The organism is Pantoea cypripedii (genome assembly GCF_011395035.1).
GTDB classification, from domain to species: domain Bacteria; phylum Pseudomonadota; class Gammaproteobacteria; order Enterobacterales; family Enterobacteriaceae; genus Pantoea; species Pantoea cypripedii_A.
Window position 1 is genome coordinate 894,231 of the sequence record NZ_CP024770.1, and the last position, 16,230, is coordinate 910,460.

At 51.9% G+C, this 16,230-nt stretch carries 15 protein-coding genes; 7 read left to right on the forward strand and 8 right to left on the reverse strand.

From position 1 onward, the window contains the following. Positions 1-13: 13 nt before the first annotated feature. From CUN67_RS27560 to CUN67_RS27575, 4 genes are all read right to left on the reverse strand, one after another. Positions 14-997 carry a DUF1852 domain-containing protein gene (locus CUN67_RS27560; protein ID WP_208718636.1) on the reverse strand — a complete coding sequence of 328 codons (984 nt, stop codon included), beginning with the start codon at positions 995-997 and terminating at the stop codon, positions 14-16. 351 nt (positions 998-1,348) lie between these two features. Continuing rightward, the gene (locus CUN67_RS27565; RefSeq protein ID WP_208718637.1) at positions 1,349-1,660 is read right to left on the reverse strand and encodes a cupin; all 312 of its coding nucleotides are present in this window, start codon (positions 1,658-1,660) and stop codon (positions 1,349-1,351) included. Positions 1,661-1,966: 306 nt separating this feature from the next. Further along, the gene (locus CUN67_RS27570; protein ID WP_208718638.1) at positions 1,967-3,397 is read right to left on the reverse strand and encodes a sugar porter family MFS transporter; all 1,431 of its coding nucleotides are present in this window, start codon (positions 3,395-3,397) and stop codon (positions 1,967-1,969) included. Positions 3,398-3,447: 50 nt separating this feature from the next. After that, on the reverse strand, positions 3,448-3,621 hold the full coding sequence (locus CUN67_RS27575; protein WP_208718639.1) for a hypothetical protein: 174 nt from the start codon (positions 3,619-3,621) through the stop codon (positions 3,448-3,450). Between the two features lie 28 nt (positions 3,622-3,649). Here CUN67_RS27575 and CUN67_RS27580 point away from each other — a divergent pair, with 28 nt between their 5' ends. Both CUN67_RS27580 and iolE read left to right on the forward strand, forming a co-directional pair. Then, complete coding sequence (locus tag CUN67_RS27580; RefSeq protein ID WP_208718640.1) at positions 3,650-4,474, forward strand: sugar phosphate isomerase/epimerase family protein; 825 nt, start codon at positions 3,650-3,652, stop codon at positions 4,472-4,474. Positions 4,475-4,542: 68 nt separating this feature from the next. Beyond that, complete coding sequence (iolE, locus tag CUN67_RS27585; protein ID WP_208718641.1) at positions 4,543-5,445, forward strand: myo-inosose-2 dehydratase; 903 nt, start codon at positions 4,543-4,545, stop codon at positions 5,443-5,445. A gap of 34 nt (positions 5,446-5,479) precedes the next feature. On the opposite strand, the gene CUN67_RS27590 is transcribed toward iolE, so the two are convergent. After that, complete coding sequence (locus CUN67_RS27590; RefSeq protein ID WP_208718642.1) at positions 5,480-7,873, reverse strand: membrane-bound PQQ-dependent dehydrogenase, glucose/quinate/shikimate family; 2,394 nt, start codon at positions 7,871-7,873, stop codon at positions 5,480-5,482. A gap of 261 nt (positions 7,874-8,134) precedes the next feature. Here CUN67_RS27590 and CUN67_RS27595 point away from each other — a divergent pair, with 261 nt between their 5' ends. Both CUN67_RS27595 and CUN67_RS27600 read left to right on the forward strand, forming a co-directional pair. Further along, the gene (locus CUN67_RS27595) at positions 8,135-9,166 is read left to right on the forward strand and encodes a LacI family DNA-binding transcriptional regulator (protein WP_208718643.1); all 1,032 of its coding nucleotides are present in this window, start codon (positions 8,135-8,137) and stop codon (positions 9,164-9,166) included. A gap of 131 nt (positions 9,167-9,297) precedes the next feature. Then, on the forward strand, positions 9,298-9,891 hold the full coding sequence (locus CUN67_RS27600) for a hypothetical protein (protein ID WP_254711438.1): 594 nt from the start codon (positions 9,298-9,300) through the stop codon (positions 9,889-9,891). Between the two features lie 9 nt (positions 9,892-9,900). On the opposite strand, the gene CUN67_RS27605 is transcribed toward CUN67_RS27600, so the two are convergent. The 3 genes from CUN67_RS27605 to CUN67_RS27615 all read right to left on the reverse strand — a co-directional run bounded on the left by CUN67_RS27605 (position 9,901) and on the right by CUN67_RS27615 (position 13,218). Further along, entirely contained in the window at positions 9,901-10,467 is a 567-nt protein-coding gene (locus CUN67_RS27605) for a class I SAM-dependent methyltransferase (RefSeq protein ID WP_208719556.1), read from the reverse strand. A gap of 233 nt (positions 10,468-10,700) precedes the next feature. Beyond that, on the reverse strand, positions 10,701-12,080 hold the full coding sequence (locus CUN67_RS27610) for a diguanylate cyclase (RefSeq protein WP_208719557.1): 1,380 nt from the start codon (positions 12,078-12,080) through the stop codon (positions 10,701-10,703). Positions 12,081-12,234: 154 nt separating this feature from the next. Beyond that, positions 12,235-13,218, reverse strand: coding sequence for a helix-turn-helix domain-containing protein (locus CUN67_RS27615; RefSeq protein ID WP_208718644.1), 984 nt, complete (start codon positions 13,216-13,218; stop codon positions 12,235-12,237). A 311-nt stretch (positions 13,219-13,529) separates the two neighbouring features. Here CUN67_RS27615 and oxdA point away from each other — a divergent pair, with 311 nt between their 5' ends. The 3 genes from oxdA (at position 13,530) to nthA (ending at position 16,224) form a co-directional block, all read left to right on the forward strand. Next, positions 13,530-14,576 carry an aliphatic aldoxime dehydratase gene (oxdA, locus tag CUN67_RS27620; protein ID WP_208718645.1) on the forward strand — a complete coding sequence of 349 codons (1,047 nt, stop codon included), beginning with the start codon at positions 13,530-13,532 and terminating at the stop codon, positions 14,574-14,576. A 47-nt stretch (positions 14,577-14,623) separates the two neighbouring features. Further along, a complete protein-coding gene (locus tag CUN67_RS27625) occupies positions 14,624-15,490 on the forward strand; it encodes a transporter (RefSeq protein WP_208718646.1) in 867 nt (288 codons plus the stop codon). Between the two features lie 125 nt (positions 15,491-15,615). Next, the gene (nthA, locus tag CUN67_RS27630) at positions 15,616-16,224 is read left to right on the forward strand and encodes a nitrile hydratase subunit alpha (RefSeq protein ID WP_208718647.1); all 609 of its coding nucleotides are present in this window, start codon (positions 15,616-15,618) and stop codon (positions 16,222-16,224) included. Positions 16,225-16,230 lie beyond the last annotated feature (6 nt).

Genomic DNA, 16,230 nt, shown 5'->3' on the forward strand with positions numbered 1-16,230 from the left:
TATTTTAGGTTAATCAAAGAACGGCAGTCGCAGACCATTGCTCAAGAACAGTTTGATATGGTTTGATGAAGTTCTCTTCAGTAAACTTGCCCTGTTCAACAGCCAGTTGGCTACGTTCTTCTCGATCATAAACAATTCGGGTTAAAGAGTAATCCGGGTGCTTCAGATTGGGCTGATAGCATTGTCCTGCTGGCGAATTTGCATTGTAAATCTCAGGACGGTAGATCTTTTGAAAAGTCTCCATCGTGCTGATGGTACTGATCAGTTCAAGATTGGTGTAATCACTGAGTAAATCGCCAGAAAAATAGAACGCCAATGGCGCAACACTATTCGGCGGCATGAAATAACGCGCCTGCAACCCCATTTTTGCGAAATAATGGTCAGTCAGAGAAAGTTCATCTTGCTGGTATTCGATACCCAATACCGGATGTTGATTTCCCGTCTGATAATAGATGTTTTTACTGGATACACTCAGGCAAATTACCGGGGGTTTATTAAAGTTCTCTTTGTAAGCGTCTGAATTAACGAAATGCTTAAAGATATTGCCATGCAGATCGCCAAAATTTTCTGGCGTGGCGAATCCGGATTGGTTTTTATTGTGCTCTGGCAGTACGACGCTAAAATCATAATCACGCACGTAGGAAGAGAAGTTATTCCCCACAATCCCTTCAATGCGTTCGTTGGTTTTTTTATCAACGATATGGGTTTTCAGTACTTCAATCACCGGGAAGGTGTTGCCATTACCTTCAAAATTAATATTCAATTCGGCGGAAATGATTTCAAGCTCGACAGCATAACGATCGCCATTGGGGTTATCCCAATGCGCCAGAGAATTGAAGCGATTATCAATCATCACCAGAGTGTTGCGCAGGTTTTCCTGGCGCTTACTTCCCCTCGCCAGATTAGCAAAGTTGGTGGTGATACGCGTATTTTGCGAGGGGTTATAATTTTCGTCGAAACGAAGGCTTTTAACCGTAAATGAAAAATGTTTATTCATGGTGTTCTGGCATCCTGAATTCCGCTATAAAGCCTGATTTTTGGTCTTTTAACTGTTACCCGATTTTTTTGTGGGTGTTCTCAATCAGTTGTCTTTATATTGTTTAGAAGTTAATAATGCATCTTTTATGCCAGAAGAGTGGTATGAGGAAAAGTGATTAAATTTCAATGGAACATGAGTCATCTTCATGTTCTGGCGGCGCGGGTATGAGCGATGTTGTTACAGAAGGACCTGTCCCACAGGATTCACCGCTCGAATTCATGGGCGGTCCCAAACGTTTCAGCCTGTTTCGTCGACCATTGACGCCCGTTTGCGACGTCAAGTGGCATTCCGGTCAGTGACTAAATCTCCCTAGACAGATCCCTCTTTTTCGATAACCAGCACGCGGGCAACCCCTTGAGGGTGAGCGACGTGCTCTGTTCCTTCACTTGCATAGAAAATATCACCGGTATGCAATGTCTTACTTTTGACCTCACCATTTTCTTTGTAGAGCATCTCTACGCAGCCATCCATAACCGCAAAAACCTCTTGTCCATCGTTGATATGCCACTTATAAGGCTGATCAGTCCAGTGAAGCTTCACCGTGGTATTATCAAAGCGAGCAACAGGTAAAGATTCCCAGGCTGTTGCGCCAGTAAATTCCTTGCTGCAATAAAACTTCATGTATTCCTCTGACATCAAAGTGGCTGAATTTCATCAATGCCAGTCATACCAGACGGAACGTCTGGATTCTATAACGTTAACCTCTCTTGTCCGGATTTGGCCCTGCTACGGCCCAACCGGGTACGAGCCAGACGGCAACCCGCACCCGGTTTAAGTTTTTAATGCACCCCCACATCATTCCCGGTCATCAGACCCACTATCCTGTTCTCGTCAACGAAAGGCCGCTGATGGCGGAGCCCATTGTCATAATGAAAGGCGGGATCCGTAGCGGCGCGATTTATCGCGCAGTTTGGTGCACGGTGCCAGTTAACGCACAATGTCAGAAACGGCAGCATGGCGACTGCTTTTGCGCATCTTCGCACTGGCAATTTTTTCAATATATTCCAGCGCAACACCTTTGGTTTCCGGGACAAACTTCACCAGGAACAGATAGCAGATCACATTGAAGCCAACAAAGATCCACATCGAAAACGCCCCGTTAAAGTGAGTTTGCAGCCAGGCATTATCATTGACGACGGGGAACAGCAGCGTGATGACGAAATTTGCTACCCACATCAGACTCACCGCCAGACTCATGCCGATGTTGCGGATTTTTTCCGGGAAGATCTCAGCAATCAGTACCCAGGCACCGGCACCCCAGCCCATCGCAAACGACATCATAAATAACAGAATGCCGAACACGGTTAAGTAGCCGGTGTCATGGCTGTATAAACCCCACGAAGCGATAAGCAGGCCGAGTGTGGCACCGGTGGTACCGATTTTCATGATCGGCAGTCGGCCATAGCGATCAAACAAATTCATGCCGATAAAACCGCCGACACCATTGGCCACGGCGATGAAAATGGTCTGGAACAACACCGCATCTTTACCGGAGGAACCCTGCTCCAGTACCAGCGGCGCGTAGTAGTTCATCACATTTATGCCGGTGAACTGCTGAAGCACGGCAATCATCACGCCCACTGCCAGAATAAATTTGAGCACCGGGGTGTCAGGCAGGCTGCCTTTGATTTTAGCGCCGGTGTTCCTGGCCTGCTGCGTGGCAAAAATTTGCTGCGCTTCCACGCTGTTGAACTGCGGATAGATGCGGCTATACAAGGTAATCGCTCTGGCGCTGTGGTTATGACGCAGGTTCCACTGCGGTGACTCGGGCATCATCACACTGAGTACCAGCATGATCACTGAAGGCACCAGTTGCGAACCCATCATCCAGCGCCACCCCTCATTCTGCATCCACGCATCATCCATGCCACGGGCAATGGAGTAATTCACAATGAAGACCCCCAGCACGCCGATCACCATTGCCAGGTTAAACAGGCCCGAACACCTGGCCCTGATGGATGTCGGTGCCACTTCCGACATGTACATTGGGGCAATCGTACCGGCGACACCGACAGCGAATCCGCACAGGATGCGTCCTGACCAGAACATCTCAAACGAATCCGCAAGAGAACAAAGCAGTGACGTGGCGATAAATATCAGTGAAGAGAGGAACAGCGAGGGTCTCCGTCCCAGCCTTTCGGCAATGGTTCCGGCCAGCAACGCGCCAACAGTGGCTCCGGCGATAATGCTGGAGACCGCCCAACCCACCTCGGCGGGCGACAGCGCGAAATGCATTTTAACCGGTGAAATGGCGCCAGAGATGACGGCGGTAGAATAGCCGAACATCAGGCCCCCGAGGGAAGCGCAGCAGCATATGAGATACACATAACCGGCATTAAATTTTTGTTCGTAAGACATCGCATAACCTCTGAGCTATCAATGATGCATTAGTGATCATCTTTAATGTCTCAATTCGCAACTAAAATGATCACATTTGTATCAATTTTATGATCGCTCTCACAGGAATGAAATGAAAATGCCATTCGTGTGTTTTTTAAAATATTCATTTGGGTAGTATCAGGTTGAGCTTCTCCACTTTTTAGGCCGTGCGCAGGTATCATGCCCGGCCTGAAAGTTTTCATTCAGTCTCCGGGATTCAGAGGAAATAAAATGATTACGTCACTGCATGGCATTTCGACAATGCACGGAAATTTGATCAGCGATATCCGCTTAGCCAAAGAGGCAGGATTTAATTCCCTGGAAGTTTTCTATCCGAAATTTGTCCGTTATCTGGAAAATGGCGGAACCATTGAAGCGTTAAAAAAACAAATCCATGACGCGGGTCTGACGGTGTCTTTTCTCAGCGCCCTTGATCATATCGAACGTTTTGAAAAAGACGATCGTGCCGCGCTGCTGGCCGAAGCTGAGAAAATTACCCAGCAAGCGGTTCAGTTAGGCACGGACACGGTGATGGTCCTGCCGAGAAACGGTATCGACCATTTTACTGATGAAAAGATCATGACCATTATGACGGAGAACATCGCCGCAATAGCCAGTATTGGCGAGCGTTATGGTGTGCGTTATATGATTGAATTACCAGCGTTTACTAAATTCAGGACGCTGCAGCAAGGCCTTGAAGTGATTGAGCGCGTGGGTAAGAACAATGTCGGCATCGTCGTCGACTTCTGGCATTTCTATGCGGCGGGCTGTACGCCGGAGGAAGTCAGCCGTATGAATAAAGATCATATTTTCGGCGTCCATTTTTGCGATGGATACGTACCAAAAAAAGAAGGTGACAGCTGGGATGAAACTATTCTTCGTTCCTGTATGCCAGGCGAAGGTGAGATTGATTTGCAGCAATGGTCTGATGCGGTTAAAGCAACCGGCTATGATGGTGCCTGGTCAGTTGAATTAATCAGTCCCTCCATCTGGGAGAAAGATCCGGTTATTACCACTAAGACGCTGTGTAATTCCCTGAAGCAATACGCCGCTTAATAATTATTATTTCTGTTATCGTACATCCGGGATTTTATATTCCGGATGTGTGCCTGTTGATGAGGACAATGATGACTCACGCTAAAAACAATCCCCTGTTAGTCGCTATCAGCCCGTTATCCTGGGCCAATGAAGTGATTGAGGAATTTGGTCAGGATGCCACGGCTGAAAGGTGTCTCAGCGGTGCGAACGTTACGGGTTACGACGGTGTTGAAATGAGCCGTTTATTTCCCGGCACGGCACCGGAGCTGTCTGCCTTGTTGCAGCAGTACCAGCTAAAACACGCCTCCGGCTGGCACAGCGGATTCCTGACCGAACGCAGTGTAGATGAAGAACTGATCGCCGTTGCGCCTTTTGCCACCCTGTTACGTGACACCGGTGCTGGCGTCATGGTGTACGGTGAATGCGGTAACATGCCTGATAATGCCCTCGATATTGCCATGAGCGGGCGACTTACCCTGACAGCCGCGCAGTTTGTCGCTTATGGCGACCGACTCACGACGTTTGCCAGCGAGCTAAGGTCCCGTTATGGCCTCGGGCTGGCTTATCATCATCATCTGATGATGGTGGCGGAGCGGTTGGATGAGGTCAGAGCCGTGATGGCGGCAACCGGCCCTGAAGTAGGATTATTGCTGGATACCGGCCATGCTTTCTCCGCGGGTTTTGATTACCAAATTCTGCTGAGTGAGTTTGGTGAGCGCATCAATCATATCCACCTGAAGGATATCCGCGCCGACATTTTGCAGCAGGTGCGCCAGTACGATCTGAGTTTTAACGATGCGGTGAGAAAGGGGATGTTTGCCGTGCCGGGAGATGGTGTGATTGATTTCTCCCCGCTCGCGCAGTTTATTCGCGCCACCGGCTATCAGGGCTGGATGGTCGTCGAGGCAGAGCAGGACCCCTCACTTGAAGCCCCGGAAATCACCGTTGCCAGAGCACGTCAGTTTATCCGCGACACCTTTGCGTTATAAAAAATGCCCGGCATTGCCGGGCATCCCATTAACATCATGGCAATGCATAGGCCATGACGTAGTCTCCGCGATTTTTGTTGGTGCCGGTGCGGGTCGCACCGCCGTCAACCACCACCACGTACTGTTTACCGTCCTTGCCAATGTAGGTCATGGGGACACCCTGGCCACCTACTGGCAGGCGCGAGCTCCACAGTTCCTTACCGGTATCGTTATCCAGCGCACGAATATAGTAATCGAGCGTACCGTGGAAGAAGATCAGGCCGCCGCCGGTGACTAACGGGCCACCCAGGGTTGGCATCCCAATCGGAATATAAACGTGTGGCACCACGCCTTCACCCGGGAAAATGCCGTGAATCGGGGCATCCTGGATGCTGCCCATCGGCACCTGCCATTTCGTCTTGCCGCTCGCCAGATCGATGGCGGTCATGCTACCGAAAGGCGGTTTGAAGCACGGCGTGCCCAGCGGTGACAGGAACATAGAACGTTCCACACCCCAGGGGGTGCCTTTTTGTTCGGAATACTCACCTTCCGTTGAGGGAACCAGACCGTGATGCGCCGCTTCTTCGCGCTTAATGAACTGTCCCCACATCGCCATGCGGATATCATTGACAAGTAAGGTGCCGGTGGCGGCATCCAGAGCACCACCCCCCCAGTTAAAGCCACCGTAATAACCCGGCCAGATCAGGGTACGTTGTTTATCCGAAAGCGGAGTCCATTCGCCTTCCCAGCGCATTTTCTTAAACTCGATGCGGCAATAAAGCTGATCGAAAAGCGTGGCACCCCAGGTATCGGCTTCTTTCAGCGGTTCAACACCGACGGAAATCGCCGAATAGGGTTGGGTTGCGGCGGCTTTCATTCCCGGCATAACATCGGTCGGTACTTTGCGATACTCCACGGGTGCCACCGGTTTACCGTCGCGACGATCCAGTACAAATACCTGACCACGCTTAGTCAGCTGGATTACCACTGGTGTCGTGCTGCCGTCTTTATTCGGCAGATCGTAGAGAATCGGTTGTGAAGAGACGTCATAGTCAAACTGGTCGTTATTGGCCGTGCGGAAGTGCCAGCGCAGTTTGCCGGTTTTCAGTTCGATAGCGACGATAGAGTCGTTAAACTCATCCGAGTAGGGGTGACGATTGCCATTCCAGAAGTCAGGCGTCTGGTTGCCGGTAGGGAAATAGGCCAGACCCAGTTTCGGGTCATAAGAGGCGGTGCCCCAGAAGTTTGGCGATTCCGGTGCATAATGCTGGCCGGGCGGCAGCGGGGTGCTGTCGTCAGGACGCGCCGGGTCGAAGGCCCACAACAATTTACCGCTGCGCACATCAAAGCCGCGTACCACGCCGGAAGGCTCGCCGGTCGACATATTGTCGTTCAGTTTGCCGCCCACCATGATCACACCATCAGCCACCAGCGGGGCGGACGTCAGGTAATACGACCCCTCTTCCGGGCTGGAGCCAATGTCAGCTGTCAGATCGACATAGCCTTTGTCACCAAAATCTTCACAAAGCTTGCCCGTTTCCGCATCCAGTTCAAACAGGCGGCCATCGTTGGTGTTGCTGACGATACGCTTGCGGCAGGTTGCCAGCGGGGCAGCATCAGGGGTGGGTGCTGGCATGGCTGACAGATCGGCATAACTGACGCCACGGCAACGTTTCCAGCCTTTATTACTGGCGGTCTCCTTCATGTTCGGATCGAAACGCCAGCGTTCCTTGCCCGTGGTGGGATCCAGTGCAATCACCTTATTCAGCGGGGTGCACAGATACATCGTATCTTCAATCTTCAGCGGCGTGACCTGATATTCGGAACCATCAATCGCCAGATCGCCGGTGCGATAAGTCCAGGCCAGCTTTAAATCTTTGACGTTGGTCTTGTTGATTTGATCAAACTGCGCATATTTGTCGCCGCCCAGATTGCGCCCCCAGGCTGGCCAGTCTTTGCCATCTGCTTTCCCGGCCTCAGGATGAATCACTTTGGCGCTTTCGCCAGAAACTTCCACCTCAGCATGGGGGACAAACATCCCGGCAATTAACGCCACAAAACTCACGGCATACACACCGGCAACCGCGAAAGGGGCTGTTGCGCTGACCGGCTGGCTGCCATCTTTGCGATGCAAATGAGGCACGCAGACTGAGACAAGTACACCAAAAACCACAAAAATGATGACGCGGGGCAGGAACTGCCAAAAGTCAGTGCCTGTTTCCCACAACGCCCATATCACACCCACCAGCGTCATCGCCAGCGTCAGCGGCCAGGCAATAAATTGCCTGCGGACCAGCGTCCAGCCCGTCAGCAGCCAGATAATCCCGGTGAAAAGATAAAACCAGGAGCCGCCCAGTATCGCAAGATACCCACCACCTGCACCCAGCACGAGTCCTGCCAGAGCAATCAGGACGCCGATCAGGGGAGGTAACCATCCCATTTTTCTCATTTTAAATATGCCCAGTTAACGATAATGATGGAGGCTAAACATCAGCCAGATAACCCGTTCGCCTTTGAGAATCATTCTCACATGGGGCGAAGATGCGATTCTAGATCATAATGAGAACAAAATGATACAAATATGTCTCATATTAATAACAAAATGAGACAATAAAAGAGTCGTCATGAATCATTGGGTTTTCCGGAGACTTCCGGGCAACAGATGGGTTAACATCGGCTGGAATGGACCACTGAAGGCAGGCTATTGTTTATGAACCGTAAACCCACCATGAAAGAGCTGGTTGCTGCAACGCAACTGAGCCGGGCGACTATCGATCGCGTCCTCAATAATCGGCCTGGCGTCAACCCGAAAACGGTTGAAGCTGTTCAGCGTGCTTATTCCTCATTGCTGGTCCAGGCGGCGGGTGGTGTGCAACTTGCCTCAGTGACACAACAAGGCAACTTCTCGGTAGTGGTGCAGGCCAGCGAGGAGTACAACGAATCGGTGATCGCCACGGCGAAGAAGATCAAAAATCAGCTGGATGCGCGCAATGTCAGCCTTGATATTTCCAGCTGTTCTGATGTGCAGGACGACGAGGTGGTGCGTCTGTTGTATCAGCAGGCGGAACATGCGGACGGCATTGCCGTGGTGGCAAAAAACACGCCGATCATCAATGCAGCGGTACAAAAACTCCGGCAGCAGGGGAAGCATATTGTTGCGCTGGTGAGCGATATCGATCCTGATGCCAGAGACGCCTATGTCGGCATCAATAATCGCGCGGCGGGGCAGGCGGCGGGCTTTATCCTTGGCAGGCATTTACAGCATTGCGTCAATGCCAGCGTGGCGGTGATTGTCGGTACGCTTTCCTACAGTTGCCACGATGACCGGGAAATCGGTTTCCGCGCACAGATCAGGAAAACCCTGCCGTCAGTGAGCGTGGCTGAGGTGATTTCCGGCAACGATAACACCCAGCAAACTTACGATGCTGCGGTTCAACTGTTGCGTAACGATCCCAATCTGCGCGCTGTCTACAATGTTGCGGGAGGAAACGCCGGGCTGGCTGCGGCACTCGACGAATGCCCGAGTGCTATCCGGCCGATTGTGATCACTCATGAAGTGAATAAGGTGACGGAAAACCTGATCCTTGCCGAGAAAATTGATTACATTCTCTCTCAGGATATCGCCAGGCTGTTACTTGAAACCGTAGATAAGCTCACCGCGATAAAAAATAACCAGGCTTTTGCTTCCCATAGCTTTCTGCCGATAGAGATCCTCACCCGCTTTACGCTACCGACGTTGTGATGCGCGACGGCAGAGGATGGCTTTTTCCTCTCTCTGCCGTTTCAACCACTCTCCAATAATTAACCTGTTTTAAGGGTGTTTTAAGTTTACCTCGTCATCATAGCGGCAATACGCAGATGGGGAGTTTCATCATGACTGACACATTAAACGAACTGAAAACCAAAGTTCCGCAGGTTACCCTGTTGTTTTGGGTACTAAAAATGATGTCGACAACGGTAGGGGAAACCGGAGCAGACTGGATTAATTTTGGCTTAGGCTTTGGACTGACCCATACCTCAATTATTGCCGCGGGACTGTTTATCGTTACGCTGTTGTTCCAGTTGAAATCAGAACGTTATATTCCCTGGCTTTACTGGCTTACGGTTTTACTCGTCAGCATCACCGGTACGTTAATTACCGACTATTTAACCGATCAACTTCAGGTGCCGTTGCTTTATTCCGTCGCCATGTTTGGCTCGGCATTGGTGATGGTGTTGATGTTCTGGCATCGCACAGAAGGCACGCTGGAATTCGCGACCATTAATACCACGGGCCGGGAGTTGTATTACTGGCTAGCCATTATGATCACCTTTGCCTTTGGTACGGCGCTCGGGGATGCACTGGCGGAAAAACTGGGGCTGGGGCTGGCTGCCGCAGCACCGGTTGCCACCATGAACAGCATGAGCAAGCTGTATGAGATCAGCAATGCGCTGACACGCCCTGGTGCGCGTAAAAACAAATCGTAGTGAAGGAACTCAGGCAGCGCAGACACCGACGCTCTGGCAGCGATAGACCAGCGCCGGGGGCAGGTTACGCATCACTCTGGAGCGTGTCCAGTTGAAGTAGCCGGAAAGCAACGGCTCTGACAGCGTAGTGTACTGGAACTGAATAAATACCCCGCCGGGATTGAGGCAGGTGACCACACGTTGCAGGATGCGGTGGCGCAGCGGTTCTGGCAGCGAGAGCAGCGGTAAGCAGGAAAAAATGGCATCGCATCCCTGTTCGACGCGTTCGGCTGAATCGGTGAACACGGTCAGGCGGTTATCGTTGAGCGCGGAGAGTTTCAACGCCAGCCGGGGATTGATTTCATAAGCCGACAGCGTGGCGCTGGCATGCATACGGTTTAATAAATGGCGAGTCAGCACGCCGTCTCCAGCCCCCAGTTCTGCGATGTGCTGCGCCTGCGCCCAATCCACCGCATCCGACATCCGGCGACAAAGGGTGAGAGAGGAAGGGGCAATCGAGCCAAAGGCTCGGGGGTTAGCAATAAACGCCTGCATATAACGGGTCTTTTCTTTGAGCAATGAAAAAGTGGTTAATATCACGATTATCACCTCCGGGTGTATCGCCTGAGTTTAACCATGCATTTCTTAAGGAAAACTTAAAGGGACCAGTTTTAACAGTGAATCCGGCCAACATGACGTGATTGTCATGTTGCGGTAATGATTGTCGTCATTATTCGTAGCGGCGCGATTCATCGCGCGTCTTTTGATCGCGGCACCCCAGTAACAGCGCGATAAATCGCGCCGCTACCAATGCGTGCAAATATGTCGGTTTATTGCTGCACAATACGGTTTCTGCCACTGCGTTTGGCTTCATATAACGCGGCGTCGGCCTTATTCAGTAAAAGATTATAATCCGGGTGACCGTTATGTAACGTATATCCAATGCTGACAGTGAGGGTGATGTTCTTACCGGATACGGTTTCAAAAGGTGTATTGCTGACAATGCGTCGAACCCGCTCTAATAACGTGTAGGTTTCCGACTGGCCAGCCTCAACCAGGACAATCAAAAACTCTTCACCACCGTAACGGAATAAATAGTCGCTGGCGCGAATATTATCACTTAACAGGTTGGCGGTATGCGTTAACGCACGATCGCCCACCGAATGTCCCCACTCATCATTGACCTTTTTAAAGAAGTCTACATCAATAATGGCCACGCTCAGCGGTAAACGGTTTTCCATTGCCAGGCTGACTTCGTGTTTTAAAATAATTGGCAGGTAACGTTTGTTGAGTAAATTAGTCAGCGCATCTTTACCATCCTGCATATGAGAGACGTCGTTAAATAACATCTCCATATAGGTATTAATTTTCTGGCAGTTAGCATGGATGACGCGCAATAATTCCTGCAGTTTTTCTACCGGAATGGGGGTGGTTACATCAATACCCGCCATGGTTGCATCGATCTTCGCCATCAGTTGGCGCATCTGTTGAATCTGGGTGTTTTCACCAAACTGGCGGACACATTTATGGCGGAACCACAGGCCAAAGTTAGATTCGGAAATATTCAGCAGATGTTCTGTTTGCGGTACGCCACTCACCAGATTATAGATAACCGAGTTTTCCCAGCTGGAAAGGGCGGATTGCTGCTTACCTTGTTCCTGCCAGGCATTATTCATCAATACATGCATGCGATAAGCTTCTTCATTACGCGTGGCCCGATAATGGGACATCGCATAGGCATGGCTCATCATTTCGATGGCAATATCGATTGCCATCGCCGCATAGTGCATGACCTGTAAGCTGATGGGGTAAGGTATATCATGCTGGGCAACGTAAGCAAAAATACCGTATTTTAGCTGTCGGGCACCGCGCTGAACAAATTCAACCGGAATACCAATACGGGCATGAACACCACCAACGTGGTATTGCAGCTGCGCCAGGTTTTCAAATTGGCTTTCATCTTCGGTCAGAATGGCTTTAACCCACTTAGACAGAGAGCTGCTCAGTCGTTCCTCGACAAGTTCATAAGACAAATGCCTGGAAATAGCCGGATCTTTGAGCAACGTTTCATAAAAGCGGTGAGCAAGATTATCGGATTGTGTATCCGCTATTTGTCGCAAAATAGCGATAACTTCCTGTGGAAGTGCTGCACGTAATGGACGCCATTCCTGCAGAATGACTGCGATATATTGTTCTATTTCTTCCTGCATCATTAAACAAACCAAATGTTAGCTGAATATCCCGATGAAAAAATATCGTACCACACCTGCCGTAATGTGCCTTTGTTTTAACAATAGCATGACAATAAGAGCTAAAAATAAGGCGAATAACCGCAGCGGAACACCTTCATTCCGCTGAACAACATCATGGTTTGTCCTGCCGGGTGATAAAAACCTGCACATTTTGCTTCAGAACCGAGTTGGGTGTGACGCCAAAGGCTTTACGGAACGCATGGCTGAAGTGAGAAAAATCAGAGAATCCATAGTCCAGTGCCGCCTGAGAGACACTGGTTACCCGGCCCTGCTCAAGGGCATCGCGGCTGGCCTGCAAGCGTTCCTGCCAGATAACGGCGGCGGGCGTCTTCTGTTTGCGGGCAAACGTCCGGGCCACAGTGCGCATGGAAACGTGATGTGCCAGCGCGATACTTTCGACGCTGAGTTCAGGGTTGGTGAGGTTGCGGCTGATGTAGTTGCGCATTCTGGCGTATAAATCGCGCTCGGATGCCGCGTTGGCGTGATCCTGCAGCTCAAGACTGAGCACCAGCAGATCCAGCAGGGTCTGAGAAAAGCGTCCAGCCACATCGGGGTTATGCATCAGAACCGGCGTCTGAACGGTCTGATAAATCATCTCCCGCAACGGAATAATACCGGGACGGGTATCATCAAGGATGGTGGCAGTAAAACCAACGCTTGCAGGCACCTTCCCGGTCAGCAGATGGCGCGGGATGCGAATCAGGTGGTTATTTCTGCCGCCAATGCTGAAACGAAAGGTCTGTGCAGCATCGTACAGCACCAGATTCCCTGCCGCGAGGCTGGCTTTACGTCCGCCTTGTTCCAGCTGACCATAGCCACCCTGGATATAACCGAGCCACAGGTCGTCTTCCGGCCCGGTGCGCAGATGCTGTGACTTGCGTTCCCAGTAATGCAGTGTCGAGGTGAGGGTGCAGACATCGATCAGCCCCACTTCCCGCACCGCGAGTTCGCCCGCAAAACGCCCCTCCGCCAGTGGCTTACCATCGGAAGGAATGCAGTGACGCAGGATGACATCATTCCAGTATTCAAAGCGCTGAGGCACGGCAACATGTTCGGTGGAATAGCGGATATCCCTCGGTGTGGAATGACTGTTCACAGCGACACCTCATATGAAAACTGCTCATCAGGATTGATGGTTGCAAACTGAAAGCAATATTTGCGCCATGACGATTGCGATATGAATTGGCGGGATAATTTGACTATTCCGTGGCGCTGGCGCGGGGCATACGCACTATTGCCGGGCAGCGCTGCACCGTTTCATTTCATCATGACCAGCATGTTTTCACTGACATCAGGGTTGTCCTTTCCAGCCAGGTGATTGTCCGACTAAGCCAGGTAGCCAGAAAATTTCTCCTTAGTATCAGGGGTGAATTACCCATCGCTGAAACTATTTACCTGGGAGCCGTTATGGAATCTGCCATTGATAAACACCTGAAATGTCCACGCACGCTGTCCCGTCGGGTTCATGACGAGTATCAACCGCCTTTCCCGATGTTTGTTGGCCGGGCCGATGCCAGCCTGACCCAGGTGGTGATGGCATATCTGGGCGTGCAGTTTAGCGACGATCAGCGGGAAAAGGCGGTCAGTGCCATGCAGCACATTGTCGCCAGCTTCAGCCTGGATAACGGCCCTGGCAACCATGACATCACCTTCCATGTTGATAACCAGGGGTTCGGGAATTTTATCGTCGTAGGCTACTGGCGCGATCCGGCGGCGTATTGCCGCTGGATCCGTCAGCCAGAAATCGACCAGTGGTGGTCGGCGGATGAACGTTTGCATGAAGGCCTCGGTTATTTCCGCGAGATTATCGCGCCACGCGCTGAACAGTTTGAAACCCTGTATGCCTTTAAAGAGGATCTGCCTGGCGTCGGTGCGGTGATGGATAACCTCAGCGGCGAGATTCAGGAACATGGTTACTGGGGATCGGTACGCGATCGTATTCCGGCATCGCAAAATGACTGGCTGCAACCTGACGGGGAACTGCGGGTGATTGCCGGTGATCCCGCCATCGGTGGCCGGGTGGTGGTGCAGGGCCATGACAACATCACGCTGATCCGCTCCGGCCAGGACTGGGTGGACGCCGATGAACAGGAGCGCCAGCTCTACTTCAGCGAAATGCTGCCGCCTTTACAGGCAGGCATGGATTTTCTGCGCGACGAAGGGCAGCCACTCGGTTGTTACAGCAACCGCTTTGTGCGCAACGTGGATAAAGACGGCAACCTGCTGGATATTGCCTATGACATTGGTTTCTGGCGTTCACTGGACCGGCTTGAACGCTGGGCGGAATCTCATCCCACTCATCTGCGTATCTTCACCACCTTTTTCCGCGTGGTGACCGGCCTGCAAAAACTGCGGCTCTACCACGAAGTTTCGGTCTCCGACGCGCGTTTTCAAACTTTTGAATATATCAACTGCCATCCCCAGACCGGGATGATGCGTGACGCATTGCGCTGAAAATACGACGAAAACCAATCCATCGATCACTTTCTGGGGTTTACCTTATGCACGCATTACGCTTTTTTCTGCCTGCCACACTGCTTGCTGCTTTGCCTGCGTTCGCCGTGGAAGTCGCACCCGGTGATTACAGCCAGTTTCCTGACGGCACCACGGTGGGGCTGCTTTATTACCAGCACGCCTCAACCGGCTCCGCTCATGCGCGCGGTGACAAAGTCAGCTCCGATTACAACCTGACTTCCGACATCGGCATGCTGCGTCTGCTGCATACCGTGCAGATCAGCGAGTCAGCTACCCTCGATCCGCAGTTCCTGTTGCCGTTTGGCCGCATCTCCGGTGGTGGTGATGCCGTGGCTCTCGGCTCCGCCAATGGCACCGGCGACTTAATTCTGACCGTGCCCTTAAAGGTAAAACTCAGCGCAGGTGGCGATGTGTTTGGTTTCGCCCCTTATCTCTACGTTCCCACCGGCAACTATGACCATAACGATGCCCTCAATCTGGGAGAGAACCGCTGGAAGGTGGATTTACAGGCCGCCTGGGTGAAGTTCTTTACCGAAAAATGGGCGCTGGATGTGGTCGGCGACGCCATCTGGTACGGCAACAATAACGACTACGGCACTGACTCGTCCCGTTTGCAGCAGGACAACGCCTGGGCAGCACAGATTATGGGGCGTTACATGCCTGATCCGACGCTGGCGCTCGGACTGGGGGTCGGTCAGACCTGGGGCGGCGAGACCACGGTTGACGGCGAAAAGCAGGATAACCCGGCGCAGACCACCAATGTGCGCATCACCGCCACCAAATTTGTCACCCCGCGCGATCAGTTCCAGATTCAGCTGGGTCGCGACCTGCGCGTGGAGAATGGTGCGGCAGAGGATTTCCGTCTGAATCTGCGCTATGCCCGCGTTTTCTGAGGCTGTCCTTCCTGACCAGGTGACTGTCCTTCTCAACCAGGTAGCGGTTGTGCAGTCGCGTTATGTTCACAACAGCGGCAGACCACACCGCTTCGTAAAAACGTTTAACTTCCCGGAGAAACACCATGGAACATGATCACGACCATACCGAACCGCCTGCGGAAATCGCACTGCGCGTGAAGGCACTGGAGTCGTTGCTGACGGAGAAAGGGCTGATCGATCCCGTCGCGCTGGACGAACTTATCGATACCTACGAACACCGCATTGGCCCACGGAATGGTGCGCGGGTGGTGGCGAAAGCCTGGAGTGATCCTGATTACAAGACCCGTCTGCTGGAACATGGCACCGAGGCCATTGCTGAGCTGGGTTTTTCCGGGGTGCAGGGGGAAGACATGATGGTGGTGGAGAACACTGCGGATGTTCACAACGTCACGGTTTGCACCCTGTGTTCCTGCTACCCCTGGCCGACGCTGGGACTGCCACCCGCCTGGTACAAATCCGCACCTTATCGCTCGCGCATCGTGATTGAGCCGCGAAGTGTGCTGGCTGAGTTTGGCCTGCACATCAGTGAAGAACGGGAGATCCGCGTCTGGGATAGCAGCGCCGAACTGCGTTATCTGGTGCTGCCAGAAAGACCGGCTGGCACTGAAGGCTGGAGTGAAGAACAGCTGGCCGATCTGGTGACGCGCGATGCGATGATCGGTACTGGCGTGGCGCTGCAACCGGGTAACTAAACCCTT

Bases quoted from the DNA above. Each gene is read 5' to 3' on its own strand.
- CUN67_RS27560 (WP_208718636.1), bottom strand. From the start codon at position 997: ATGAATAAACATTTTTCATTTACGGTTAAAAGCCTTCGTTTCGACGAA.
- CUN67_RS27565 (WP_208718637.1), bottom strand. From the start codon at position 1,660: ATGAAGTTTTATTGCAGCAAGGAATTTACTGGCGCAACAGCCTGGGAA.
- CUN67_RS27570 (WP_208718638.1), bottom strand. From the start codon at position 3,397: ATGTCTTACGAACAAAAATTTAATGCCGGTTATGTGTATCTCATATGC.
- CUN67_RS27575 (WP_208718639.1), bottom strand. From the start codon at position 3,621: ATGAAAACTTTCAGGCCGGGCATGATACCTGCGCACGGCCTAAAAAGT.
- CUN67_RS27580 (WP_208718640.1), top strand. From the start codon at position 3,650: ATGATTACGTCACTGCATGGCATTTCGACAATGCACGGAAATTTGATC.
- iolE (WP_208718641.1), top strand. From the start codon at position 4,543: ATGATGACTCACGCTAAAAACAATCCCCTGTTAGTCGCTATCAGCCCG.
- CUN67_RS27590 (WP_208718642.1), bottom strand. From the start codon at position 7,873: ATGAGAAAAATGGGATGGTTACCTCCCCTGATCGGCGTCCTGATTGCT.
- CUN67_RS27595 (WP_208718643.1), top strand. From the start codon at position 8,135: ATGAACCGTAAACCCACCATGAAAGAGCTGGTTGCTGCAACGCAACTG.
- CUN67_RS27600 (WP_254711438.1), top strand. From the start codon at position 9,298: ATGACTGACACATTAAACGAACTGAAAACCAAAGTTCCGCAGGTTACC.
- CUN67_RS27610 (WP_208719557.1), bottom strand. From the start codon at position 12,080: ATGCAGGAAGAAATAGAACAATATATCGCAGTCATTCTGCAGGAATGG.
- oxdA (WP_208718645.1), top strand. From the start codon at position 13,530: ATGGAATCTGCCATTGATAAACACCTGAAATGTCCACGCACGCTGTCC.
- CUN67_RS27625 (WP_208718646.1), top strand. From the start codon at position 14,624: ATGCACGCATTACGCTTTTTTCTGCCTGCCACACTGCTTGCTGCTTTG.
- nthA (WP_208718647.1), top strand. From the start codon at position 15,616: ATGGAACATGATCACGACCATACCGAACCGCCTGCGGAAATCGCACTG.